Raw genomic sequence first — 17,758 nt, forward strand, 5'->3', positions numbered from 1 at the left:
GGAAATAGACGGTTCGTGCCTGACTCGGTGCGGACCGAGACAGGAGAAATGTGGCCAAGGTCCGCGTACACGAGCTCGCGAAAGAGCTCGGTATAACCTCGAAGGACGCAGTTGCGAAACTGCAGGAACTGGGCGAATTCGTCCGTTCAGCGTCATCCACCATCGAAGCCCCCGTCGTGAAGAAGCTTCGCGGCGCCTTCCCGAATGCCGTCGCCCCCAAGGCGGAGGCAGCCCCCGCCCCCTCGCGCCCCTCGGCGCCCTCGCCGGGCCCGAAGCCGGGTGCCGCCCAGGCGGCTCCCGAGGCGCCCGCCCCGGCGGAGCCCGCAGCACCTGCTGCGCCGGCCCCGACCGCACCGGCTGCACCGGCTGCACCCCAGGCGTCGCCGTTCTCCAACGGCTCCGTCCCCGCTCCCGCCGCCCAGGACGCTCCGGCAGCCCAGGACGCGCCGGCGGCACCGAGCACTCCTACACCGGCAGTCCCGGACGCGCCCGCCCCGGCGCAGCAGAACACCCCGGCCGAGGGCACGAGCGAGGGCAGCCGTCCCGGGCCCCGCCCGGCCACCCCTCCGGCCGCACCGTCGGCAGGGACGACGCGCCCCTCGGGCGCCCGTCCCGGTGGGGCACCCCGCCCCGGCAACAACCCGTTCGCGCCCTCCCAGGGCATGGGTTCACGCCGCGGTGACACCGATCGTGGTGCCGAGCGCGGTGCGGATCGTCCCCCGCGTCCGGGCAACAACCCCTTCGCCCCGTCGCAGGGCATGCCCCGGCCCGGTCGTCGTGACGATGCCCAGCAGCGTCCCGCAGCCGGTGCCGGCGGACCCCGCCCGGCCGCCGGTGCAGGTGGACCCCGCCCCGCAGCCGGTGCCGGTGGACCGCGTCCCGGTGCACCGCGTCCGGGTGCACCCCGCCCCGCCGGAGCCCCGGGCTCGCGTCCCACTCCCGGCATGATGCCGAACCGCACCGAACGCCCCGCCGCCCCAGGCCGCGGAGCACCCGGTGCCGGTGCCGGTCCGCGCCGCGGACCCGGTGGAGCCCCGAACAGTCCCAGTGGGGCCCCCGCCGGTGGCGGTTTCGGCAAGGGCGGCCGCGGACGCGGCGGCACCGCCGGTGCCTTCGGCAAGGGTGGAGCCGGTCGCGGCAAGCAGCGCAAGTCGAAGCGTGCGAAGCGGCAGGAACTGGAGCAGATGTCGGCTCCTTCGCTGGGCGGCGTGAGCGTACCCCGCGGAGACGGCAACACCGTCGTCCGCCTGCGCCGCGGCTCGTCCATCACGGACTTCGCCGACAAGATCGAGGCGAACCCCGCAGCACTGGTCACCGTGCTGTTCCACCTCGGTGAGATGGCGACGGCGACACAGTCCCTCGACGAGGACACCTTCCAGGTGCTCGGCACCGAGCTGGGCTACCTGATCCAGGTCGTCTCGCCGGAGGACGAGGAGCGCGAGCTCCTCAGCAGCTTCGACATCGACTTCGATGCCGAGCTGGAAGCCGAGGGCGACGAGCAGCTCGAGGCACGTCCGCCGGTCGTCACGGTCATGGGCCACGTCGACCACGGTAAGACGCGACTGCTCGACGCCGTCCGCAACACCAAGGTCGTCGAGGGTGAGCACGGTGGCATCACCCAGCACATCGGTGCCTACCAGATCCAGCACGTCCACGAAGAGACCACCCGCGCCATCACCTTCATCGACACCCCGGGCCACGAGGCGTTCACCGCCATGCGTGCCCGTGGCGCGAAGGTCACGGACATCGCGGTGCTCGTCGTCGCGGCGGATGACGGCGTCATGCCGCAGACCGTCGAGGCGCTGAACCACGCCCAGGCGGCCAACGTGCCGATCGTCGTGGCCGTCAACAAGATGGACAAGGAAGGCGCGAACCCGGACAAGGTCAAGGGCCAGCTCACCGAGTACGGCCTCGTCCCCGAGGAGTACGGCGGCGACACCATGTTCGTGCACGTCTCGGCGCTGCAGGGCATGGGTATCGACGAACTCCTCGAGGCCGTCCTGCTCACCGCCGACGCCGCGCTGGACATGCGGGCCAACCCCAACAAGGACGCCCGCGGTATCGCGATCGAGGCGAACCTGGACAAGGGCCGCGGTGCGGTTGCGACCGTCCTGGTCCAGTCCGGAACGCTGCACGTCGGCGACACCATCGTCGCCGGTACGGCCCACGGCCGTGTGCGAGCGATGTTCGACGAGAACGGCGACGTCGTCACGACGGCGGGACCCTCGCGTCCGGTCCAGGTCCTGGGCCTGTCCAACGTGCCCCGCGCCGGTGACACGTTCTTCGTCACCGACGACGAGCGCACCGGCCGCCAGATCGCCGAGAAGCGCGAAGCGGCGGACCGCAACGCGGCCCTCGCGAAGCGCCGCAAGCGCATCAGCCTCGAGGACTTCGACCAGGCCGTCGCCGAGGGCAAGGTCGACACCCTCAACCTCATCCTCAAGGGTGACGTGTCGGGTGCCGTCGAGGCCCTGGAGGACTCGCTGCTCAAGATCGACGTCGGAGAGGGCGTGCAGCTGCGCGTCATCCACCGTGGCGTCGGTGCCATCACGCAGAACGACGTCAACCTGGCCACGGTCGACAACGCGATCATCATCGGCTTCAACGTGAAGCCGGCGGAGCGCGTGGCGGACCTCGCCGAGCGTGAAGGCGTGGACATGCGCTTCTACTCGGTCATCTACGCGGCGATCGACGACATCGAGCTCGCCCTCAAGGGCATGCTCAAGCCGGAGTACGAGGAGGTGCAGCTCGGTACCGCAGAGGTCCGCGAGGTGTTCCGCTCCTCGAAGTTCGGCAACATCGCCGGTTCGATCGTCCGCTCGGGCATCATCCGACGCAACACCAGGGCCCGTGTCCTGCGCGACGGCAAGGTCATCGGGGACAACCTCTCCGTGGACTCGCTCAAGCGCTTCAAGGACGACGCCACCGAGGTCCGTACGGACTTCGAGTGCGGTATCGGCCTCGGCTCGTTCAACGATGTCAAGGAAGGCGACACCATCGAGACCTTCGAGATGCGGGAGAAGCCCCGCGCCTAGCAGGTAGGGCAGGTCGGGCGCTCCGGTTCTCCGGGGCGCCCGACCTGTCGGACCGCCGGAACCCCTCGCGGGTTCCTCTTCAGACCAGTCTCAGTAGGAGTAACAGCAATGGCAGATCCGGCCCGCGCCGCGCGGCTCGCGCAGCGCATCAAAGTCATCGTCGCCGAGGCGCTGCGGCGACGCGTGAAGGACCCCCGGCTGGAAGCCGTGACCATCACGGACTCCCGCGTCACGAACGACCTCCAGCACGCGACCCTGTACTACACCGTGCTGGGCGACGCGGAGGAGCAGCAGGCCACGCGGATGGCGCTCGAGTCCGCCCGGGGTGTGCTGCGGTCCGAGGTCGGCAAGAACATCACGGCGCGCCTCACGCCCACCCTCGAGTTCGTCCCCGACGAGGTGCCGGTCAACGCCAGCCACCTCGAGGAGCTCCTGCAGAAGGCGCGCGAGCGCGACGCCGAAGTGGCTGCGATCGCGCAGGGTGCCGATTTCGCGGGTGACGCGGATCCGTACCGCACGTCGGAGGACGACGAGGCGGCACGCTAGTCCCGGCGTCGTCCCGGACCACGCAGAAGGCAGCCGACCCCACGGGGCGGCTGCCTTCCGCGTCCTCCGGAGCAGGTCAGGTCCGCGGCGGGGAGGGGAGCCGGGAGAGTCCTTCGACGAGATCCTCCGTGCGGCCGCAGAGGGCGATCCTGACCCATCCCTCGCCGCGGGCGCCGAAGGCCGTCCCGGGGGCGAACGCCACGGCGCGGTCCGCGAGGAACGAGCGGGTCCAGGTGCGGACGTCGCCGCCAGTCGCGTGCGAGAGGTCGGCCCACAGGTAGAAGGCTCCCCGGGCGTCGAGATAGCCGATGCCTAGGCCGTCGAGGACGGCGGTGGCCGCGTCACGGTTGGCCCGGTAGTGCCGCAGTGCCGTGGACACGTAGTCCTGGGGGCCGGTGAGGGCGGCGACGGCGGCGTACTGCGACGCCGCGGAGACGCAGGACACGGTGGCCTCCATGATGTTGCTGAGCAGCGCCTCCATGCCCGGCGGCGTGACGAGCGCCCCGATCCGCAGGCCCGTCAGGCCGTAGGTCTTGGACAGCGTCAGCGACGTGATCACGCGCGGCTCGTGGGCCTCCGGTACTGCTTCGGGTCCGCCGGCGTCGAAGCGTGCCGGGCTGACGTGGGGGACGTCGTAGGTGAAGGCCTCGTAGCACTCGTCGGAGACGATCCAGAGATCCTGCTCGTGCGCGAACCGCACGAGCTCGCGCGTGAGCTCGTGGTCGAACACCGAGCCGAGGGGGTTCGACGGGGAGTTCAGCAGGAGGACCTTCGTCCGCTCGGTGACGAGTCCCCGCAGGTCCTCGATCCGCGGCTGGAAATCGTGCCCGGGCACCAGGGGGTAGGGCACGGGGACGCCGCCGAGCAGGCCGACGGTCATGGTGAACGTGGGGTACCCCGGATCTGGGAGGAGGACCTCGTCGCCCGCCCCGATCAGTGTGCTGAGGGCCAGGTGCAGGCCCTGCTGCGCGCCGGCGACGACGAAGACGCGCGACGGGTCGTCGTCGACCCCCGACCGCTGTGCGAACCGTTCCGCGAAGGCGGCCCGGGCCGGTGCGATCCCGGCATTGGGGGTGTAGTTGGTGTCGTCGCGGTCCAGGGCGGCCATGCCCGCCTCGAGGACGTGCCGTGCGACCGGGAAGGCCGGCTCACCGATGCTGAGCACGATGGCGTCGGGTGTGGCCCAGGCCGCCTGGGTGATCTCGCGGATCTGGTTGACCGGGACGTTCACCACGTGGGCTGGAGCGGAGGGCATACGGAGGATGGTATCGCGCACAGGGGGTCCCGGTGCGGACCATATACTGGGAGGCGTGAATGCCGGGCAGGTCCACTCAGGGCTGATTATCGTGGACAAGCCGCAGGGCTGGACCAGTCATGACGTCGTCGGGCGCCTGCGCCGCCTCGCCGGGACCCGCAAGGTCGGCCACGCCGGCACCCTCGATCCGATGGCCACCGGGGTCCTCGTCGTCGGGATCAACCGGGCCACCCGGCTCCTGACGTTCATCGTGGGCACCACGAAGACGTACACCGCCACGATCCGGCTGGGCCAGTCCACCCTCACCGACGACGCCGAGGGCGAGGTCACCGGCGGGAGCATCGCCGCGGCGGTGACCGAGGAGGAGATCCGCGCCGCCGTCGCCGCCCTGACGGGTGGGATCCAGCAGGTCCCGAGCAGCGTGAGCGCCATCAAGGTCAAGGGCGAACGCTCGTACGCGCGGGTCCGCTCCGGCGAGGAGGTCCATCTCCCCGCGCGACCCGTGACCATCCACCGCTTCGACATCCACGCCATCCGGCGCGTGAGCAACGGCCGCCTGCAGGACATCGACGTCACCGTCGAATGCAGCTCCGGGACCTACATCCGTGCCCTCGCACGTGACCTCGGCGCGGCCCTCGGTGTCGGCGGCCACCTCACGGCGCTGCGACGGACCCAGGTGGGCCCGTACACGATCGGCCAGGCACGCACCCTGGAGCAGCTCGCCGAGGAGCTGGAGGTCCTCTCGCTCGACGACGCCGGACGCGCACTGTTCCCGGTCAGGGAACTCTCGGACACCGAGACCGCGGATGTCTCCCACGGCCGGAAGGTGGCCCCGAACACGGACCCGGACGAGCCGGTCGCGGCGTTCGCGCCGGACGGCACGCTCGTGGCGCTGCTCGAGAACCGCGGGGGAGCGGCCCGGACCGTCCTGGTCTTCGCTCCGGGGGGCAAGGAGTAGGCGTGGATCCCTTCTTCCTCGTCGGGGTGGTCATGTGCGCCGTCTCCGCGGTGCTGTGCATCGGGGCCGGCGTGCTGCGCAGGCCGCCCAACGACATCACGATCCTCTCGATCGCCGCCGTCGAGCTCTTCCTCCTCGCCTACGCGGTCGGGGCCGTGATCCGGCAGCTCGCGGGGGAGCCGGTCCTCGGGGAGGCCTGGGAGTTCTGGGGCTACCTCCTCACGGCGCTCCTCGTGCCCGTCGGGGCGTTCTGGTGGGCGATCCTCGAGAAGACGCGCTGGAGCAATTTCGTGCTGGGCGCGGCGGGACTGACGGTGTTCGTCATGCTCTTCCGCATGGAACAGATCTGGGACGGGGTGGCCGGACTGTGAGCAGGCAGAGGAACGGGGCGGCATCCGCCGCGACCGCGGCGGACGGTACAGGCCGCGCCAGCGGGCCCGGACGGCTCCTCATCGCCGTGTACGGCGTGTTCGCCCTCGCGGCGACGGCCCGGGCGGCGTTCCAGATCGCGACGAAGTTCGGCGAGGCCCCGCTCGCGTACCTGCTGTCCGCGGCAGCAGCCCTGGTGTACATCGTCGCCACCATCTCCCTCGCCCGGCCCGGCGCCCGGGCGTACCGGGTGTCCGTCGTCGCCGTGACCACGGAACTGGTGGGCGTCGTCACGGTCGGGCTCCTCAGCGTCTTCGACGCCCAGGCCTTCCCGAGCGAGACGGTGTGGTCGGCCTTCGGCCGCGGGTACGGGTTCGTGCCGCTCGTCCTGCCGATCCTCGGCCTGCTCTGGCTGCGCAGGAACCGGCCGGGCCGGGCCTGACGCGACGGTCGACCGTACCCCACCGCGCGGTCCGGGGGATCCCGTCCCATCCGCCGCCGGCGGTGCCCCGCACCGTGAGAGTATGACCGAAAGAGCACCATCCAGCCTGCCTCCAGGGAGCCGACATGACCAGCAACAGCCCCGAGCACGACAACTCCTCCGCGTCGGGCGGACGGCCCCCCGGGCCCGACTCCCGCGGGAGCGGCGGCGCCGGGTCGGCACCCTCCTCCTCGCGCGCCGCGACCCCCGCGAGCACCGGCTCCTGGACCCCGGGCTCCGCACCCGGGACCTCAAGCTCCGCGCCCGGGACCTCAAGCACCAGGGCCGGCGCCCCTCAGGCCGGCACTGCGGCCAAGGGGAAGAAGGCGGGCAAGGCCGCGTCGACGGGCGGTGACTGGAACGTGTTCCGCACCGTCGTCGTCCTGGTGGGACTGGCCCTCGCCGCCTTCGGCGTCTACTACCTGATCCTCGGGACGGCGGGCCTGCCGGACACCGAGGGCACCCCGGTCAACCCCACCCTCGAGAGCCAGTTCCGGTTCTACTCGGCCATGATGGTGGGCGTCGGCGCTGCCTTCATCACCATCGCCATCAAGTTCCAGTGGGCCAACATGCTCTGGCTGGTGTGCCTCATGGTGTTCGTCGGCGGGATCGGGCGCGTCCTCTCGTGGGCGTTCTCCGGCACCCCCAACTACCTCCTGATCATCCTCATGGTCATCGAACTGGCGTTCCCGGCGGCCCTGCTCGTCTGGCACAAGTACATCGCGAAGACCACCGAGCTCCGTAAGGAGTTCGCCCAGCGCAGCTAGCCGCCGGCCGCCGCGGGGCGGGCAGGCGATGCCGTCCGCGACGCGGCCTTCGGCCATAATGGGATCGGCGATCGACCCGCCGGACCACACCCGTGGTCCCGGGGGTCCGGCCGAATCCCGAAGGAGATGCGTGTACTACTGGAGAGACCTGGACAGTGTGCCCGAGGATTTCGGGCCCTCCGTCCTGACGCTCGGCAACTTCGACGGCGTGCACCGGGGGCACCAGCGTGTCCTGCAGCAGGTCGTCGAGGCCGCGCGGCAGCGATCCGCTGCGGCCGTCGTCGTGTCCTTCGACCCGCACCCCGCACAGGTCCACCGGCCGGACTCCGCGCCCGAACTCATCATGGGCCTCGACGACCGCGTGGAGACCCTCGCGGAGACCGGCATCGACGCCCTGCTGATGATGCACTACACGCTGGACCTCGCCTCCAATTCGCCGGAGGAATTCGTGGAGCGCGTGTTCGTGCGGGCGCTCAAGGCCAAGGCCGTGGTCATCGGTCACGACGTCCGGTTCGGCAGGGGCAACAGCGGGGACCTCGACACCATGCGGGAGCTCGGCCGCACCCTCGGCTTCGAGGTCATCACCATCGACGACTTCGGCGCCAGCTACCCGGCGGACGCCACGGACGACGACGGCGACCGGCGCTGCTCGTCGACCTGGGTCCGGGAGGCGCTGGAGGCCGGCGAGGTGGGGACGGCGGCCCGCGTGCTCGGCCGGCTCCACCGCATGCGCGGCGAGGTGGTGCACGGGGCGGCGCGCGGCAGGGAGCTCGGCTATCCGACGGCGAACCTCGCCCCGTCGGCGCAGGGGTTCATCCCCGCCGACGGCATCTACGCGGGCTGGCTCATCGACCAGGCAGGGACGCGCTGGCCCGCCGCCGTCTCCGTGGGATCCAACCCCACCTTCGACGGCGTGGACCGCCAGGTCGAGGCTCACGTCATCAACCGTCCACCGGAGCGCGTGCAGGATTTCGACCTGTACGGGCAGTCGGTCGTCGTCGAGTTCGTCGAGCGGCTGCGCGGGCAGGTCACCTACACGGGGCCCGAGGCACTGATCGAACAGATGAAGCTCGACGTCGACCGCGCGCGCGGCCTGCTTTCGACAGAACATCAGCCCAGACGCTAGACTCGGGGGAGATCCGGCTGCAGTCCGTGGTGGCTGGATTTTTCTGTGTCGTCGTGCAAGCGACGCTCAGCACATGTTCACGGTACAACTCTAGGAGTTACTCGTGGCCCTTGACGCCGCCATCAAGCAGGAAATCATCAAGGCTTACGCCCTGGCCGAAGGTGACACCGGTTCACCCGAGGTGCAGATCGCGATGCTTTCCCGTCGTATCCTCGACCTGACCGAGCACCTGAAGATGCACAAGCACGACCACCACACGCGTCGTGGCCTGCTTCTTCTCGTCGGTCGCCGTCGTCGCCTGCTGGACTACCTGCGGGACACCGACATCACGCGCTACAGGACGCTCATCGAGCGCCTGGGTCTGCGTCGATAAGTAGCATCGGAAGGCGGCATCCTCTCCCCGGGAGGGGAGCCGCCTTCTTGCTGGAGACAGCATCGAAGTACCCAACGCACAACAGGAGTCAACCGGCACCACGCATTCGCGGTCCTCGGTAGTGATCTCCGGAACGCCGGACCGGCAGCTCCGTGGATCTCGATCGAAGACCGGGTGCTGTGGGTCGTCCATGAGGGACGGACCACGTCGGGTGCCGATTGCCTCCGCCTACCAGGAAACGGAGGTGACTCTCTTGGAGGGTCCCGAAATTCAGTTCGCCGAAGCAGTGATCGACAACGGTCGCTTCGGAACACGCACCGTCCGGTTCGAGACCGGGCGCGTCGCCCAGCAGGCCGCCGGCTCCGCCATGGTCTACATCGACGAGGACACCGCGCTGCTCTCGGCCACCACGGCCGGCAAGCACCCGCGCGAAGGCTTCGACTTCTTTCCGCTGACCGTCGACGTCGAAGAGCGCATGTACGCCGCGGGCCGCATCCCGGGCTCGTTCTTCCGCCGCGAAGGCCGCCCCTCGACGGAAGCCATCCTGGCCTGCCGCCTCATGGACCGCCCGCTGCGCCCCGCCTTCGTCAAGGGACTGCGCAACGAGGTCCAGGTCGTCGTGACCATCCTCGCGATCAACCCCGACGTCCGCTACGACGTCGTGGCCATCAACGCGGCGTCCATGTCCACGCAGCTCTCCGGCCTGCCCTTCTCGGGACCGATCGGTGGCGTCCGCGTCGCCCTCGTCTCCGACGGCAGCGGCCAGGACCAGTGGATCGCCTTCCCGAAGCACTCCGAGCTCGAGAACTCCGTCTTCGACATGGTCGTCGCCGGACGCATCGCCGGTGACGACGTCGCCATCATGATGGTCGAGGCCGAGGCCACCGACAACTCGTGGACCCTCATCAAGGAGCAGGGCGCGACCGCTCCCACCGAGGAGATCGTCGCCGACGGCCTCGAAGCCGCCAAGCCGTTCATCCGCGCCCTGTGCGAGGCGCAGGCCGACCTCGCCTCCCGCGCCGCGAAGCCCACCGTCGAGTTCCCCGTGTTCCTCGACTACCAGGACGACGTCTACGCCGCCATCGAGTCCGCCGGAGCCGAGAAGCTCGGGCAGGTCTTCCAGATCGGCGACAAGCAGGAGCGCGAGAGCGCGTCCGACGCCCTCAAGGCCGAGCTCATGGACGCCCTCGGCGCCCAGTTCGAGGGACGCGAGAAGGAGCTCTCCGCAGCGTTCCGTTCGCTGACCAAGGCTGTCGTCCGCCAGCGCATCCTCAAGGACCAGGTCCGCATCGACGGCCGCGGGCTGAGCGACATCCGCAAGCTCACCGCCGAGGTCGAGGTCCTGCCGCGCGTGCACGGCTCCGCGATCTTCGAGCGCGGCGAGACCCAGATCCTGGGCGTCACCACGCTGAACATGCTTAAGATGGAGCAGCAGATCGACTCGCTGTCGCCCGTCACGCGGAAGCGCTACATGCACAACTACAACTTCCCGCCCTACTCCACCGGTGAGACCGGCCGCGTCGGTTCGCCGAAGCGCCGCGAGATCGGCCACGGAGCACTGGCAGAGCGTGCCCTCGTGCCCGTCCTGCCGACCCGCGAGGAGTTCCCGTACGCGATCCGCCAGGTCTCCGAGGCGCTGAGCTCCAACGGCTCGACGTCGATGGGCTCGGTCTGCGCCTCCACGCTGTCGCTGCTCAACGCCGGTGTCCCCCTCCGCGCGCCGGTTGCCGGCATCGCGATGGGCCTCGTGTCCGATGTCGTCGACGGTCAGACCCGTTACGCGGCCCTGACGGACATCCTCGGTGCCGAGGACGCGTTCGGCGACATGGACTTCAAGGTCGCCGGAACGTCCGAGTTCGTCACGGCCATCCAGCTGGACACGAAGCTCGACGGCATCCCGGCCTCGGTGCTCGCCGCCGCCCTGAAGCAGGCCCGCGAGGCGCGCCTGCACATCCTGGGCGTGCTGCAGGCCGCGATCGACACCCCGGACGAGCTCTCCGAGTTCGCACCGCGGATCATCTCGGTGAAGATCCCCGTGGACAAGATCGGCGAGGTCATCGGCCCCAAGGGCAAGATGATCAACCAGATCCAGGAGGACACCGGAGCGGACATCTCGATCGAGGACGACGGCACCGTGCTGATCGGCGCGACGAACGGCGAGTCGGCGGAAGCCGCCCGCGCCGCCGTCAACGCCATCGCCAACCCGCAGGTCCCCGAGATCGGTGAGCGCTACCTGGGCACGGTCGTCAAGACCACGACCTTCGGCGCCTTCGTCTCGCTGACCCCCGGCAAGGACGGCTTGCTGCACATCTCCGAGCTGCGCAAGCTCGCCGGGGGCAAGCGCGTCGACAACGTCGACGAGGTCGTGTCCGTGGGCCAGAAGGTCCAGGTCGAGATCACCAAGGTCGACGACCGCGGAAAGCTCTCGCTCTCGCCCGTCGTCGCGGAGGACCTCTCCGAGGAGGACGCCGGCATCGAGCTTCCCGAGGCCACAGAGGGCGACGACTGACCTGTTGCCCCGCTCTCCCCGAGCACCGTACGGCCCCGGCGCGTCCCGATCGATTCGGTCGGCGCCGGGGCCGTCTGCTGTTTCCCGCCCAGTCGACAGACCAGAAAGTCCAGGATGTCCCTGTCCTCCGTAGTGTCCCTGCCCCTGCTGCCCACCCCCCGCGCCGGGGAGGGCGCCGATCCCACGTTCGTGGCCGGTGATCCCGGCGGCAACGTGGTGCGGCGCAGCGTGCTGCCCGGCGGCGTGCGCGTTCTCACCGAGGCGATGCCGGGCCAGCGGTCGGCGACGATCGGCTTCTGGGTGGGCGTCGGGTCCCGCGACGAGGCCGACGGCCAGCACGGCTCCACCCACTTCCTCGAGCACCTGCTGTTCAAGGGGACCGCGCGGCGCAGCGCCATGGACATCGCGTCCGCCTTCGACGAGGTGGGCGGGGAGTCGAATGCCGCCACCGCGAAGGAGAACACCTGCTACTACGCGCGGGTCCTCGACTCGGACCTGCCGATGGCCATCGACGTCATCGCGGACATGGTCACCTCCGCCGTGCTGGACCCGGAGGAGCTCGAGCAGGAGCGCGACGTGATCCTCGAGGAGATCGCGATGGACAGCGACGATCCCGCGGACGTCGCGCACGAGCGGTTCGTCGAGCTGGTGCTGGGGGAGCACCCGCTCGGCCGGCCGATCGGCGGGACGCCCGAGGCGATCCGCGCGGTGCCGCGCGAGTCCGTCCTCGCCCACTACCGCCGCTACTACACGCCCGCCGAGCTCGTCGTCACCGCCGCGGGCGGGCTGGAGCACGACGTCGTCTGCCGCCTCGTGCAGGAAGCGCTCGAGACCGCCGGCTGGACCCTCGACGAGGGTGCCCTGCCCGTCCCGCGCCGCCGGACCACCGAGGTCCCTGTCCGGGGGGCGACGGGCGTCCACGTGATCCGGCGCGCCGTCGAGCAGTCGAACATCCTCATCGGGTGCCCCTCCCTCACGGCGACCGATGAGCGCAGGTTCGCGATGAGCGTCCTGAACGCCGTCCTGGGTGGCGGCATGTCCTCGCGGCTGTTCCAGGAGATCCGCGAGAAGCGCGGGCTCGTCTACTCCACCTACTCGTTCTCGGCCGCCTACGCGGATGCGGGCTACTTCGGCATGTACGCCGGGTGCTCGCCGGCCAAGACCGCCCAGGTCATCGACCTGCTCGGCGCCGAGCTGGACCGGCTGGCCGCCGACGGCATCGACGCCGAGGAGCTCCGGAAGGCCGTCGGGCAGCTCTCGGGTGGCCTGGTCATGGCCCTCGAGGACAGCAGTTCCCGCATGTCGCGGCTCGGCCGGTCCGAGCTCGTCTCGGGCGAATTCGTCGACATGGACACCTCGCTCGACCGCATCCGGTCCGTCACCGCCGCGGACGTGCAGGCGCTGGCCAGGGAGCTCGCCGCGGCGCCGCGCACCACCGTCGTCGTCGGGCCCTTCGACTCGGAAGCCGACCTCGCCGGGTAGCCTCCGGCGCCGTCGGCGTACGGATCACCGCGCGTCGGGCAGAATGCTCCCCTTCCGGGATGTGCGGTCGACGATCATGGCGCGCACGATGCGCTGGATCATGACCGGGTAGCCGTGCAGGAGGAATCCGATCAGCAGGATCCGGGCTGCACCCTGGGTGTGGGTCGTGGCCGCGGCGACGGCGGCCAGCACCGCGGTCGCCACGCCGCCGAGAAGATGGGCGGTCTCCGACTGCTCGGTCCCCCTCAGGAAGCGCGCCAGTCCCGAGGCCCCGCTCTCCGACCGGCGCATCCGTCCGACGACCCGGTTCCAGCCCACGACATCGAGGGCTCGGCGGACCATCCCGGCGCCCAGCAGCGCGTAGATCGGTCGTTCCACAGGCCTGACCCGGTAACGGGACCGGCCGACGTCGACCACCGCGGGTCCCGCGAGCAGGGCCATGACGAGGAACCCACCCTGCACCGCGACAGCGAAGACGACGTGGTCCGGTCCGATGGCGGACCAGCCGAACACCGCGAGACCGACGCCGATCGCGAGACCCGCAGCCGCCGAGCCGGCCTGTCGGCCACGCGTGGTCCCCATGCGTTCCAGTCTGCCGAGGACCAGCACCGTCGGCAACCCGTCGCCAGAGGCTCTTTACAGGCTAACTACTTAGAGAGACAATCTAGTTATGGATGTCTCGAGTTCCGACCCGCGGACCAGGGGGAGCGTGGACTGGCCGAGCGACTGGCTGCGTGCCACGCTGGGCCTCCTGGCCCTCCGTGCGCTGGCGGCCGGACCCTCCTACGGATACGCGATCATCAGTGACCTCGAGCGTCACGGTTTCGGCGCCATCAAGGGCGGGACCCTGTACCCGCTCCTGTCCCGGTACGAGAGCGCCGGTTTGGTGACCACGGAATGGCGTGCCGGCGACGGCGGTCCCGGACGCAAGTACTTCGCGCTGACGGACCAGGGACGCACCGAGCTCACCCGCCTGGGTGCTGACTGGCGGCGCTTCGCCGACACCAGTACCGGTTATCTCGACCCCGAGCGGCTCACGAAGGAGACTCCCGCATGATGCAGACGACCAGCGACAAGAAGTGGTTCGACCAGCTCGTCATGGAGCTCCGCCTGCGCCAGGTGCACGGGAGCGCCATCGGCGACACCGTCGCGAGCGCCCGGGAACTCCTCGGCGACACCGGCCAGCAGGCCGAGGAGGCGTTCGGCCCCGCCCGGGACTACGCGGCCGCGCTCGACCTCCCGGCTGCACCGGAACACGACTGGATCCGCAGGGCACTGTGGCCGTCGCTCCTGGGGCTCCTCGCCTTCCTGCTCTTCATCCAGGCCGTGGTGTCCTGGACCCGGTCGGAGCTGCTGCTGGTGTCCCCGGCGCAGGCAGCCCTCCTCGCCACGCCGGTCGTGCTCGTCGCCTGCCTGCCGCTCTATCTCGACGCCGTGGTCCGGCGCATCTGGGTCGGCATGGCCCTTGCCGCTGCCTGTGCCGCCTCGGGCCTCCTCTCGGCGGTCGTGACCCCCACGGACCAGGCCGAGGCCTGGCTGGCCATGGACCCGGTGCCCCTGCTGGTCGGCAGCGCCCTGGTCATGGTGGCCCTGTCGATCAGGAACACGGTCAGGTCGCCCCGCCCGGGGCACGACGACGACATCACCGACCCGCTCTCCGGTGCGGTGGACGGCGCCGGCACGGGTGCGCGGTTCATGGTGCAGGTGACCCACTGGCTGTTCCCCCTGCTCGCCCTGGCCATGCTCGGACTTGCGCTGGCCCTCCGCTAGGCCGGCAGGGGATCGTTCACCGGGATGCCGGGGTCCATGCCTGCACGGTGAGGGCGATGGAGCTGGCGACGATTCGGGCGAGGACCAGCCCGGGACGGACGGTTCCCAGGTAGAGGGCGACGGGGACCGGGACCATGGCCAGGACGGTCGTGTCCGTCCCGCGGAGGAGCGACGATGCCTGATCGCGGGGGACGGCCCGAAGGGGGTCTCCACGGGAGGTGTGGTCCGGTCGGTCGCCGGGCGGGCCGCGGCACGGACGGCGCCCGCCCCCCATCCCGAGACCGGCGATCGCCCCGAGCAGGACGAGGGACGCGGGAGCGGAGGAGGCGGCCACGAACGCTGCTGTCAGGACACTCATCCATAAGCAGGGCTCCGGCGCGGCCTCCGTCGGAGGGGCGCGGCGTCCGAGGACGGTGCTGATGATGTGCTGGGCCCGCTGCGAGGTCATGCGCTCCGTCTCGGTGGCCCGGGCGATCGCGATGCCGTCCAGCAGCGCCATGAGCGTCGTCGCGTCGTCGCATCGGGGAGCTCGACTCCTCCGGGCGCCCGCCTTTAGTACATGATGCGGTGTACTATTGGGTGTGTGCGCAGGGGCAGCGACTGCCGAACCGGCTGAGATGCCTGCGCGACGACGCCGTTCCATGACGAGGAGACCCCACCGTGCCGACCCCCGCCCCCAGCGCGACGCCCGACGCGAAGAAGGGCATGAGCCTGCCGAACCGGATCGCGATCGGTCTGCTCGCGGCCGCCGCCGTCGTCGTCGGTCTGGTGTTCCTCGTCAACACGCTCGGCGAGGACGAAGGCCGGACGGACGGTACGACGACGACCGCCGCCGAGGTCGTCCGGGAGGACAGCCACCGCCTGTCCCAGGCACCGGACGAGAAGGCCGTGCTGGTCGAGTTCCTCGACTTCGAATGCGAATCCTGCCTGGCCGCGTACCCGGTGGTGGAGGACCTCTCCGAGGAGTACGGGGAGAACCTGACGGTGGTCTCCCGATATTTCCCCCTGCCCGGCCATCCGAACTCCGAGACCGCGGCCGTGGCCGTCGAGGCCGCCGCCCAGCAGGGGCGGTTCAAGGACATGCACGCGCGCATGTACGAGACGCAGACCGAATGGAGCCACACCTCCGAGGACAGGTCGCCGGTCTTCCGGGGCTACGCGGAGGATCTCGGCCTGGACCTGGCGGCCTATGACGCGGCGATCGCCGACCCTGCGACCATGGAGCGTGTGAACGCCGACAAGGACGACGGCATGGCGCTGGATGTCGAGGGGACCCCGACGTTCTTCCTCGAGGGACGCAAGATCCAGCCGGCGACGATCGAGGAGTTCCGCAGCCTCATCGAGACCGCCATCGCCGACTGATCGATCCCACCGGGAAGGAACACCATGGCGCACCCGACGGGCGACCACACCCTGGCCGGATCGGCGCAGGCCGCCGCGTCCCTGCCCGGGTTCGCGCGTCGGGTGCCGTTCGGGGTGATGCTCGTGGTCACGGGCGTCATCGGGTGGGTCGCCGCAGGCATCCTGATCCTCGAGAAGCTCGAGCTCTACCGGAACCCCGACCACGTCACCAGTTGTGACATCAACCCGTGGGTGTCCTGCGGGCAGGTCATGGAGACCTGGCAGGCGGAGCTCCTCGGCTTCCCCAACCCGTTCATCGGGCTCGTGGGTTTCACCGTCATCATCACCACCGGCATGGCCCTGCTCGCCGGAGCCCGGTTCGGCCGCTGGTACTGGGTGGGCCTGCAGGCAGGCGTCACGCTCGGTGCAGTGTTCGCGACCTGGCTGTGGAGCCAGGCCCTGTTCGACATCTACATCCTCTGCCTCTACTGCATGGTCGTGTGGGCCGCGATGGTTCCCCTGTTCATCCTGACCACCGTCCGCAACCTGGTCCACGGCATCATCCCCGCCCCCGTCGGCCTCACGCGGAACCTCGCAGCCTGGGTGGGGCCGGTCGTCGTCCTGACCTGGATCGCCGTCGCCGCCTCCGTGTTCTTCCGCTTCCTCCACGTCTTCACCTGAGATTCCCGGTACCGAAGCGAGGCGGCCCCTGTCCGTGGAGACGGCATCACTGCCGGCCCTGGGCCTCCATGCCCTGGGGGCACCGGCCCTCGCCGACGTCGTCGTACCGTTTGCGTGCCGGCCTCGCCCGCAGCACGAGGGCCTCGATGAGCGGTGGAGCTGCGGACGGGGCCAGGAGGCCGTCAGCCGGTGTAGGTGTACGAGCCGCCGGTCACCGGGCGTCGCACCCCGGTGGTGACGTAGCCGGTGGGGGTGGCGGGTACGGACCTGTTCGCCGTGACGTAGGTACCGGGTGCACGGAGGGCCTGGGGCATCGTGCGGCCCGTCGTGATGTAGCTTCCCCCGAGTGGGGATGCCGGCACGCTGCCGGCGGAGGCGGGGCGGAGATCGTGGCGGGTACTGGGCGCGATGAGGGTCAAGGTGTGGTCCTTCTCGGTTGATTTCGGGCATGCCGCACCAGGGCGGTGGGCCATGAGCCCGGACGGTGGATCACCGGACCGATGGTCGGTCGGTGACCAGTGGTATTTCTCGGCTACGGGTCGTCGGTGGCCGACGCGGTGGCGCGGCACTGCTCGCACAGGCCGTTGAACGTCACTTCGGCGGCGAAGACGGTGAACCCGGAATCGTCGGACGGCGCGAGGCAGGGTGCTGCCCCGATCACGCAGTCGACGTCCCTGATGGTGCCGCACGCCACGCAGACGAGATGGTGGTGGTTGTCCCCGACCCTGCATTCGAACAGGGCAGGCGAGCCCGGAGGATCGAATCGGCGGACGATACCGGCCCCCGTGAAGGCCGCCAGGATTCCGTACACCGCCTGCGGGGACGTGCCCGACAGTTCGTCCTTCACCCGGTCGAACACGCGTTCGGCGCTCGAGTGCGGGAGGTGCTGCAAGGCGCGCAGCACAGCGACCCGGGGTGCCGTCACCTTCAGTCCCGACGTCCGGATCGTGTGCCGTAGCACATCGATGTCGGTAGCGGAAGTAGATGCGATCGGCATGACAACCACTGTACCGTTTGTTTTGAATTACTCAAAACAACCGTTGCCGAGAGTCCACCATGAGGAGC

At 70.2% G+C, this 17,758-nt stretch carries 19 protein-coding genes; 14 read left to right on the top strand and 5 right to left on the bottom strand.

The annotated features are described in order from the left end of the window. Positions 1–50 precede the first annotated feature (50 nt). Positions 51–3,035: a translation initiation factor IF-2 gene (infB, locus tag RY94_RS16020; RefSeq protein WP_043447481.1), complete on the top strand. Its 2,985-nt coding sequence runs from the start codon at positions 51–53 to the stop codon at positions 3,033–3,035. 108 nt (positions 3,036–3,143) lie between these two features. Beyond that, positions 3,144–3,581, top strand: a complete 438-nt coding sequence (gene rbfA, locus RY94_RS16025; protein WP_043447483.1) for a 30S ribosome-binding factor RbfA — start codon at positions 3,144–3,146, stop codon at positions 3,579–3,581. Positions 3,582–3,657: 76 nt separating this feature from the next. On the opposite strand, the gene RY94_RS16030 is transcribed toward rbfA, so the two are convergent. After that, the gene (locus RY94_RS16030; protein ID WP_043447771.1) at positions 3,658–4,836 is read right to left on the bottom strand and encodes a pyridoxal phosphate-dependent aminotransferase; all 1,179 of its coding nucleotides are present in this window, start codon (positions 4,834–4,836) and stop codon (positions 3,658–3,660) included. Between the two features lie 55 nt (positions 4,837–4,891). Here RY94_RS16030 and truB point away from each other — a divergent pair, with 55 nt between their 5' ends. The 8 genes from truB to RY94_RS16070 all read left to right on the top strand — a co-directional run bounded on the left by truB (position 4,892) and on the right by RY94_RS16070 (position 12,901). After that, complete coding sequence (truB, locus tag RY94_RS16035; RefSeq protein WP_231554574.1) at positions 4,892–5,794, top strand: tRNA pseudouridine(55) synthase TruB; 903 nt, start codon at positions 4,892–4,894, stop codon at positions 5,792–5,794. Between the two features lie 2 nt (positions 5,795–5,796). Then, complete coding sequence (locus tag RY94_RS16040) at positions 5,797–6,165, top strand: hypothetical protein (RefSeq protein ID WP_043447488.1); 369 nt, start codon at positions 5,797–5,799, stop codon at positions 6,163–6,165. Beyond that, on the top strand, positions 6,162–6,605 hold the full coding sequence (locus RY94_RS16045; RefSeq protein WP_052274496.1) for a hypothetical protein: 444 nt from the start codon (positions 6,162–6,164) through the stop codon (positions 6,603–6,605). Before RY94_RS16040 ends, RY94_RS16045 begins: the two co-directional genes overlap by 4 nt. A gap of 125 nt (positions 6,606–6,730) precedes the next feature. Further along, a complete protein-coding gene (locus RY94_RS17030) occupies positions 6,731–7,411 on the top strand; it encodes a DUF4345 domain-containing protein (protein WP_052274497.1) in 681 nt (226 codons plus the stop codon). A 130-nt stretch (positions 7,412–7,541) separates the two neighbouring features. After that, a complete protein-coding gene (locus tag RY94_RS16055) occupies positions 7,542–8,537 on the top strand; it encodes a bifunctional riboflavin kinase/FAD synthetase (RefSeq protein WP_043447490.1) in 996 nt (331 codons plus the stop codon). A gap of 103 nt (positions 8,538–8,640) precedes the next feature. Then, entirely contained in the window at positions 8,641–8,910 is a 270-nt protein-coding gene (gene rpsO / locus RY94_RS16060) for a 30S ribosomal protein S15 (RefSeq protein WP_043447493.1), read from the top strand. A 253-nt stretch (positions 8,911–9,163) separates the two neighbouring features. After that, positions 9,164–11,419 carry a polyribonucleotide nucleotidyltransferase gene (locus RY94_RS16065; RefSeq protein ID WP_043447496.1) on the top strand — a complete coding sequence of 752 codons (2,256 nt, stop codon included), beginning with the start codon at positions 9,164–9,166 and terminating at the stop codon, positions 11,417–11,419. A gap of 114 nt (positions 11,420–11,533) precedes the next feature. Further along, positions 11,534–12,901, top strand: coding sequence for a M16 family metallopeptidase (locus RY94_RS16070; protein ID WP_043447498.1), 1,368 nt, complete (start codon positions 11,534–11,536; stop codon positions 12,899–12,901). A gap of 24 nt (positions 12,902–12,925) precedes the next feature. On the opposite strand, the gene RY94_RS16075 is transcribed toward RY94_RS16070, so the two are convergent. After that, the gene (locus RY94_RS16075; RefSeq protein ID WP_156135217.1) at positions 12,926–13,483 is read right to left on the bottom strand and encodes a hypothetical protein; all 558 of its coding nucleotides are present in this window, start codon (positions 13,481–13,483) and stop codon (positions 12,926–12,928) included. Between the two features lie 88 nt (positions 13,484–13,571). On the opposite strand from RY94_RS16075, the gene RY94_RS16080 reads away from it, so the two are divergent. Then, on the top strand, positions 13,572–13,958 hold the full coding sequence (locus RY94_RS16080) for a PadR family transcriptional regulator (protein ID WP_043447502.1): 387 nt from the start codon (positions 13,572–13,574) through the stop codon (positions 13,956–13,958). Continuing rightward, positions 13,955–14,671, top strand: coding sequence for a hypothetical protein (locus RY94_RS16085; RefSeq protein WP_043447504.1), 717 nt, complete (start codon positions 13,955–13,957; stop codon positions 14,669–14,671). Before RY94_RS16080 ends, RY94_RS16085 begins: the two co-directional genes overlap by 4 nt. 16 nt (positions 14,672–14,687) lie before the next feature. Here RY94_RS16085 and RY94_RS16090 read toward each other — a convergent pair whose 3' ends face one another. Further along, positions 14,688–15,170, bottom strand: coding sequence for a hypothetical protein (locus RY94_RS16090; protein ID WP_043447507.1), 483 nt, complete (start codon positions 15,168–15,170; stop codon positions 14,688–14,690). Positions 15,171–15,331: 161 nt separating this feature from the next. Between RY94_RS16090 and RY94_RS16095 the strand changes: the two genes are divergently transcribed. Both RY94_RS16095 and RY94_RS16100 read left to right on the top strand, forming a co-directional pair. Continuing rightward, positions 15,332–16,033 carry a DsbA family protein gene (locus tag RY94_RS16095; protein WP_231554575.1) on the top strand — a complete coding sequence of 234 codons (702 nt, stop codon included), beginning with the start codon at positions 15,332–15,334 and terminating at the stop codon, positions 16,031–16,033. Between the two features lie 24 nt (positions 16,034–16,057). Continuing rightward, the gene (locus RY94_RS16100; RefSeq protein WP_043447510.1) at positions 16,058–16,693 is read left to right on the top strand and encodes a vitamin K epoxide reductase family protein; all 636 of its coding nucleotides are present in this window, start codon (positions 16,058–16,060) and stop codon (positions 16,691–16,693) included. A 182-nt stretch (positions 16,694–16,875) separates the two neighbouring features. Here the strand turns inward: RY94_RS16100 and RY94_RS16105 are convergent, their stop codons facing one another. Further along, positions 16,876–17,112, bottom strand: a complete 237-nt coding sequence (locus tag RY94_RS16105) for a hypothetical protein (protein WP_043447512.1) — start codon at positions 17,110–17,112, stop codon at positions 16,876–16,878. Between the two features lie 113 nt (positions 17,113–17,225). Further along, positions 17,226–17,690: a Fur family transcriptional regulator gene (locus RY94_RS16110; protein ID WP_043447515.1), complete on the bottom strand. Its 465-nt coding sequence runs from the start codon at positions 17,688–17,690 to the stop codon at positions 17,226–17,228. Positions 17,691–17,758: the final 68 nt, after the last annotated feature.

Source organism: Arthrobacter sp. L77 (assembly GCF_000816565.1).
GTDB lineage: Bacteria > Actinomycetota > Actinomycetes > Actinomycetales > Micrococcaceae > Arthrobacter_D > Arthrobacter_D antioxidans.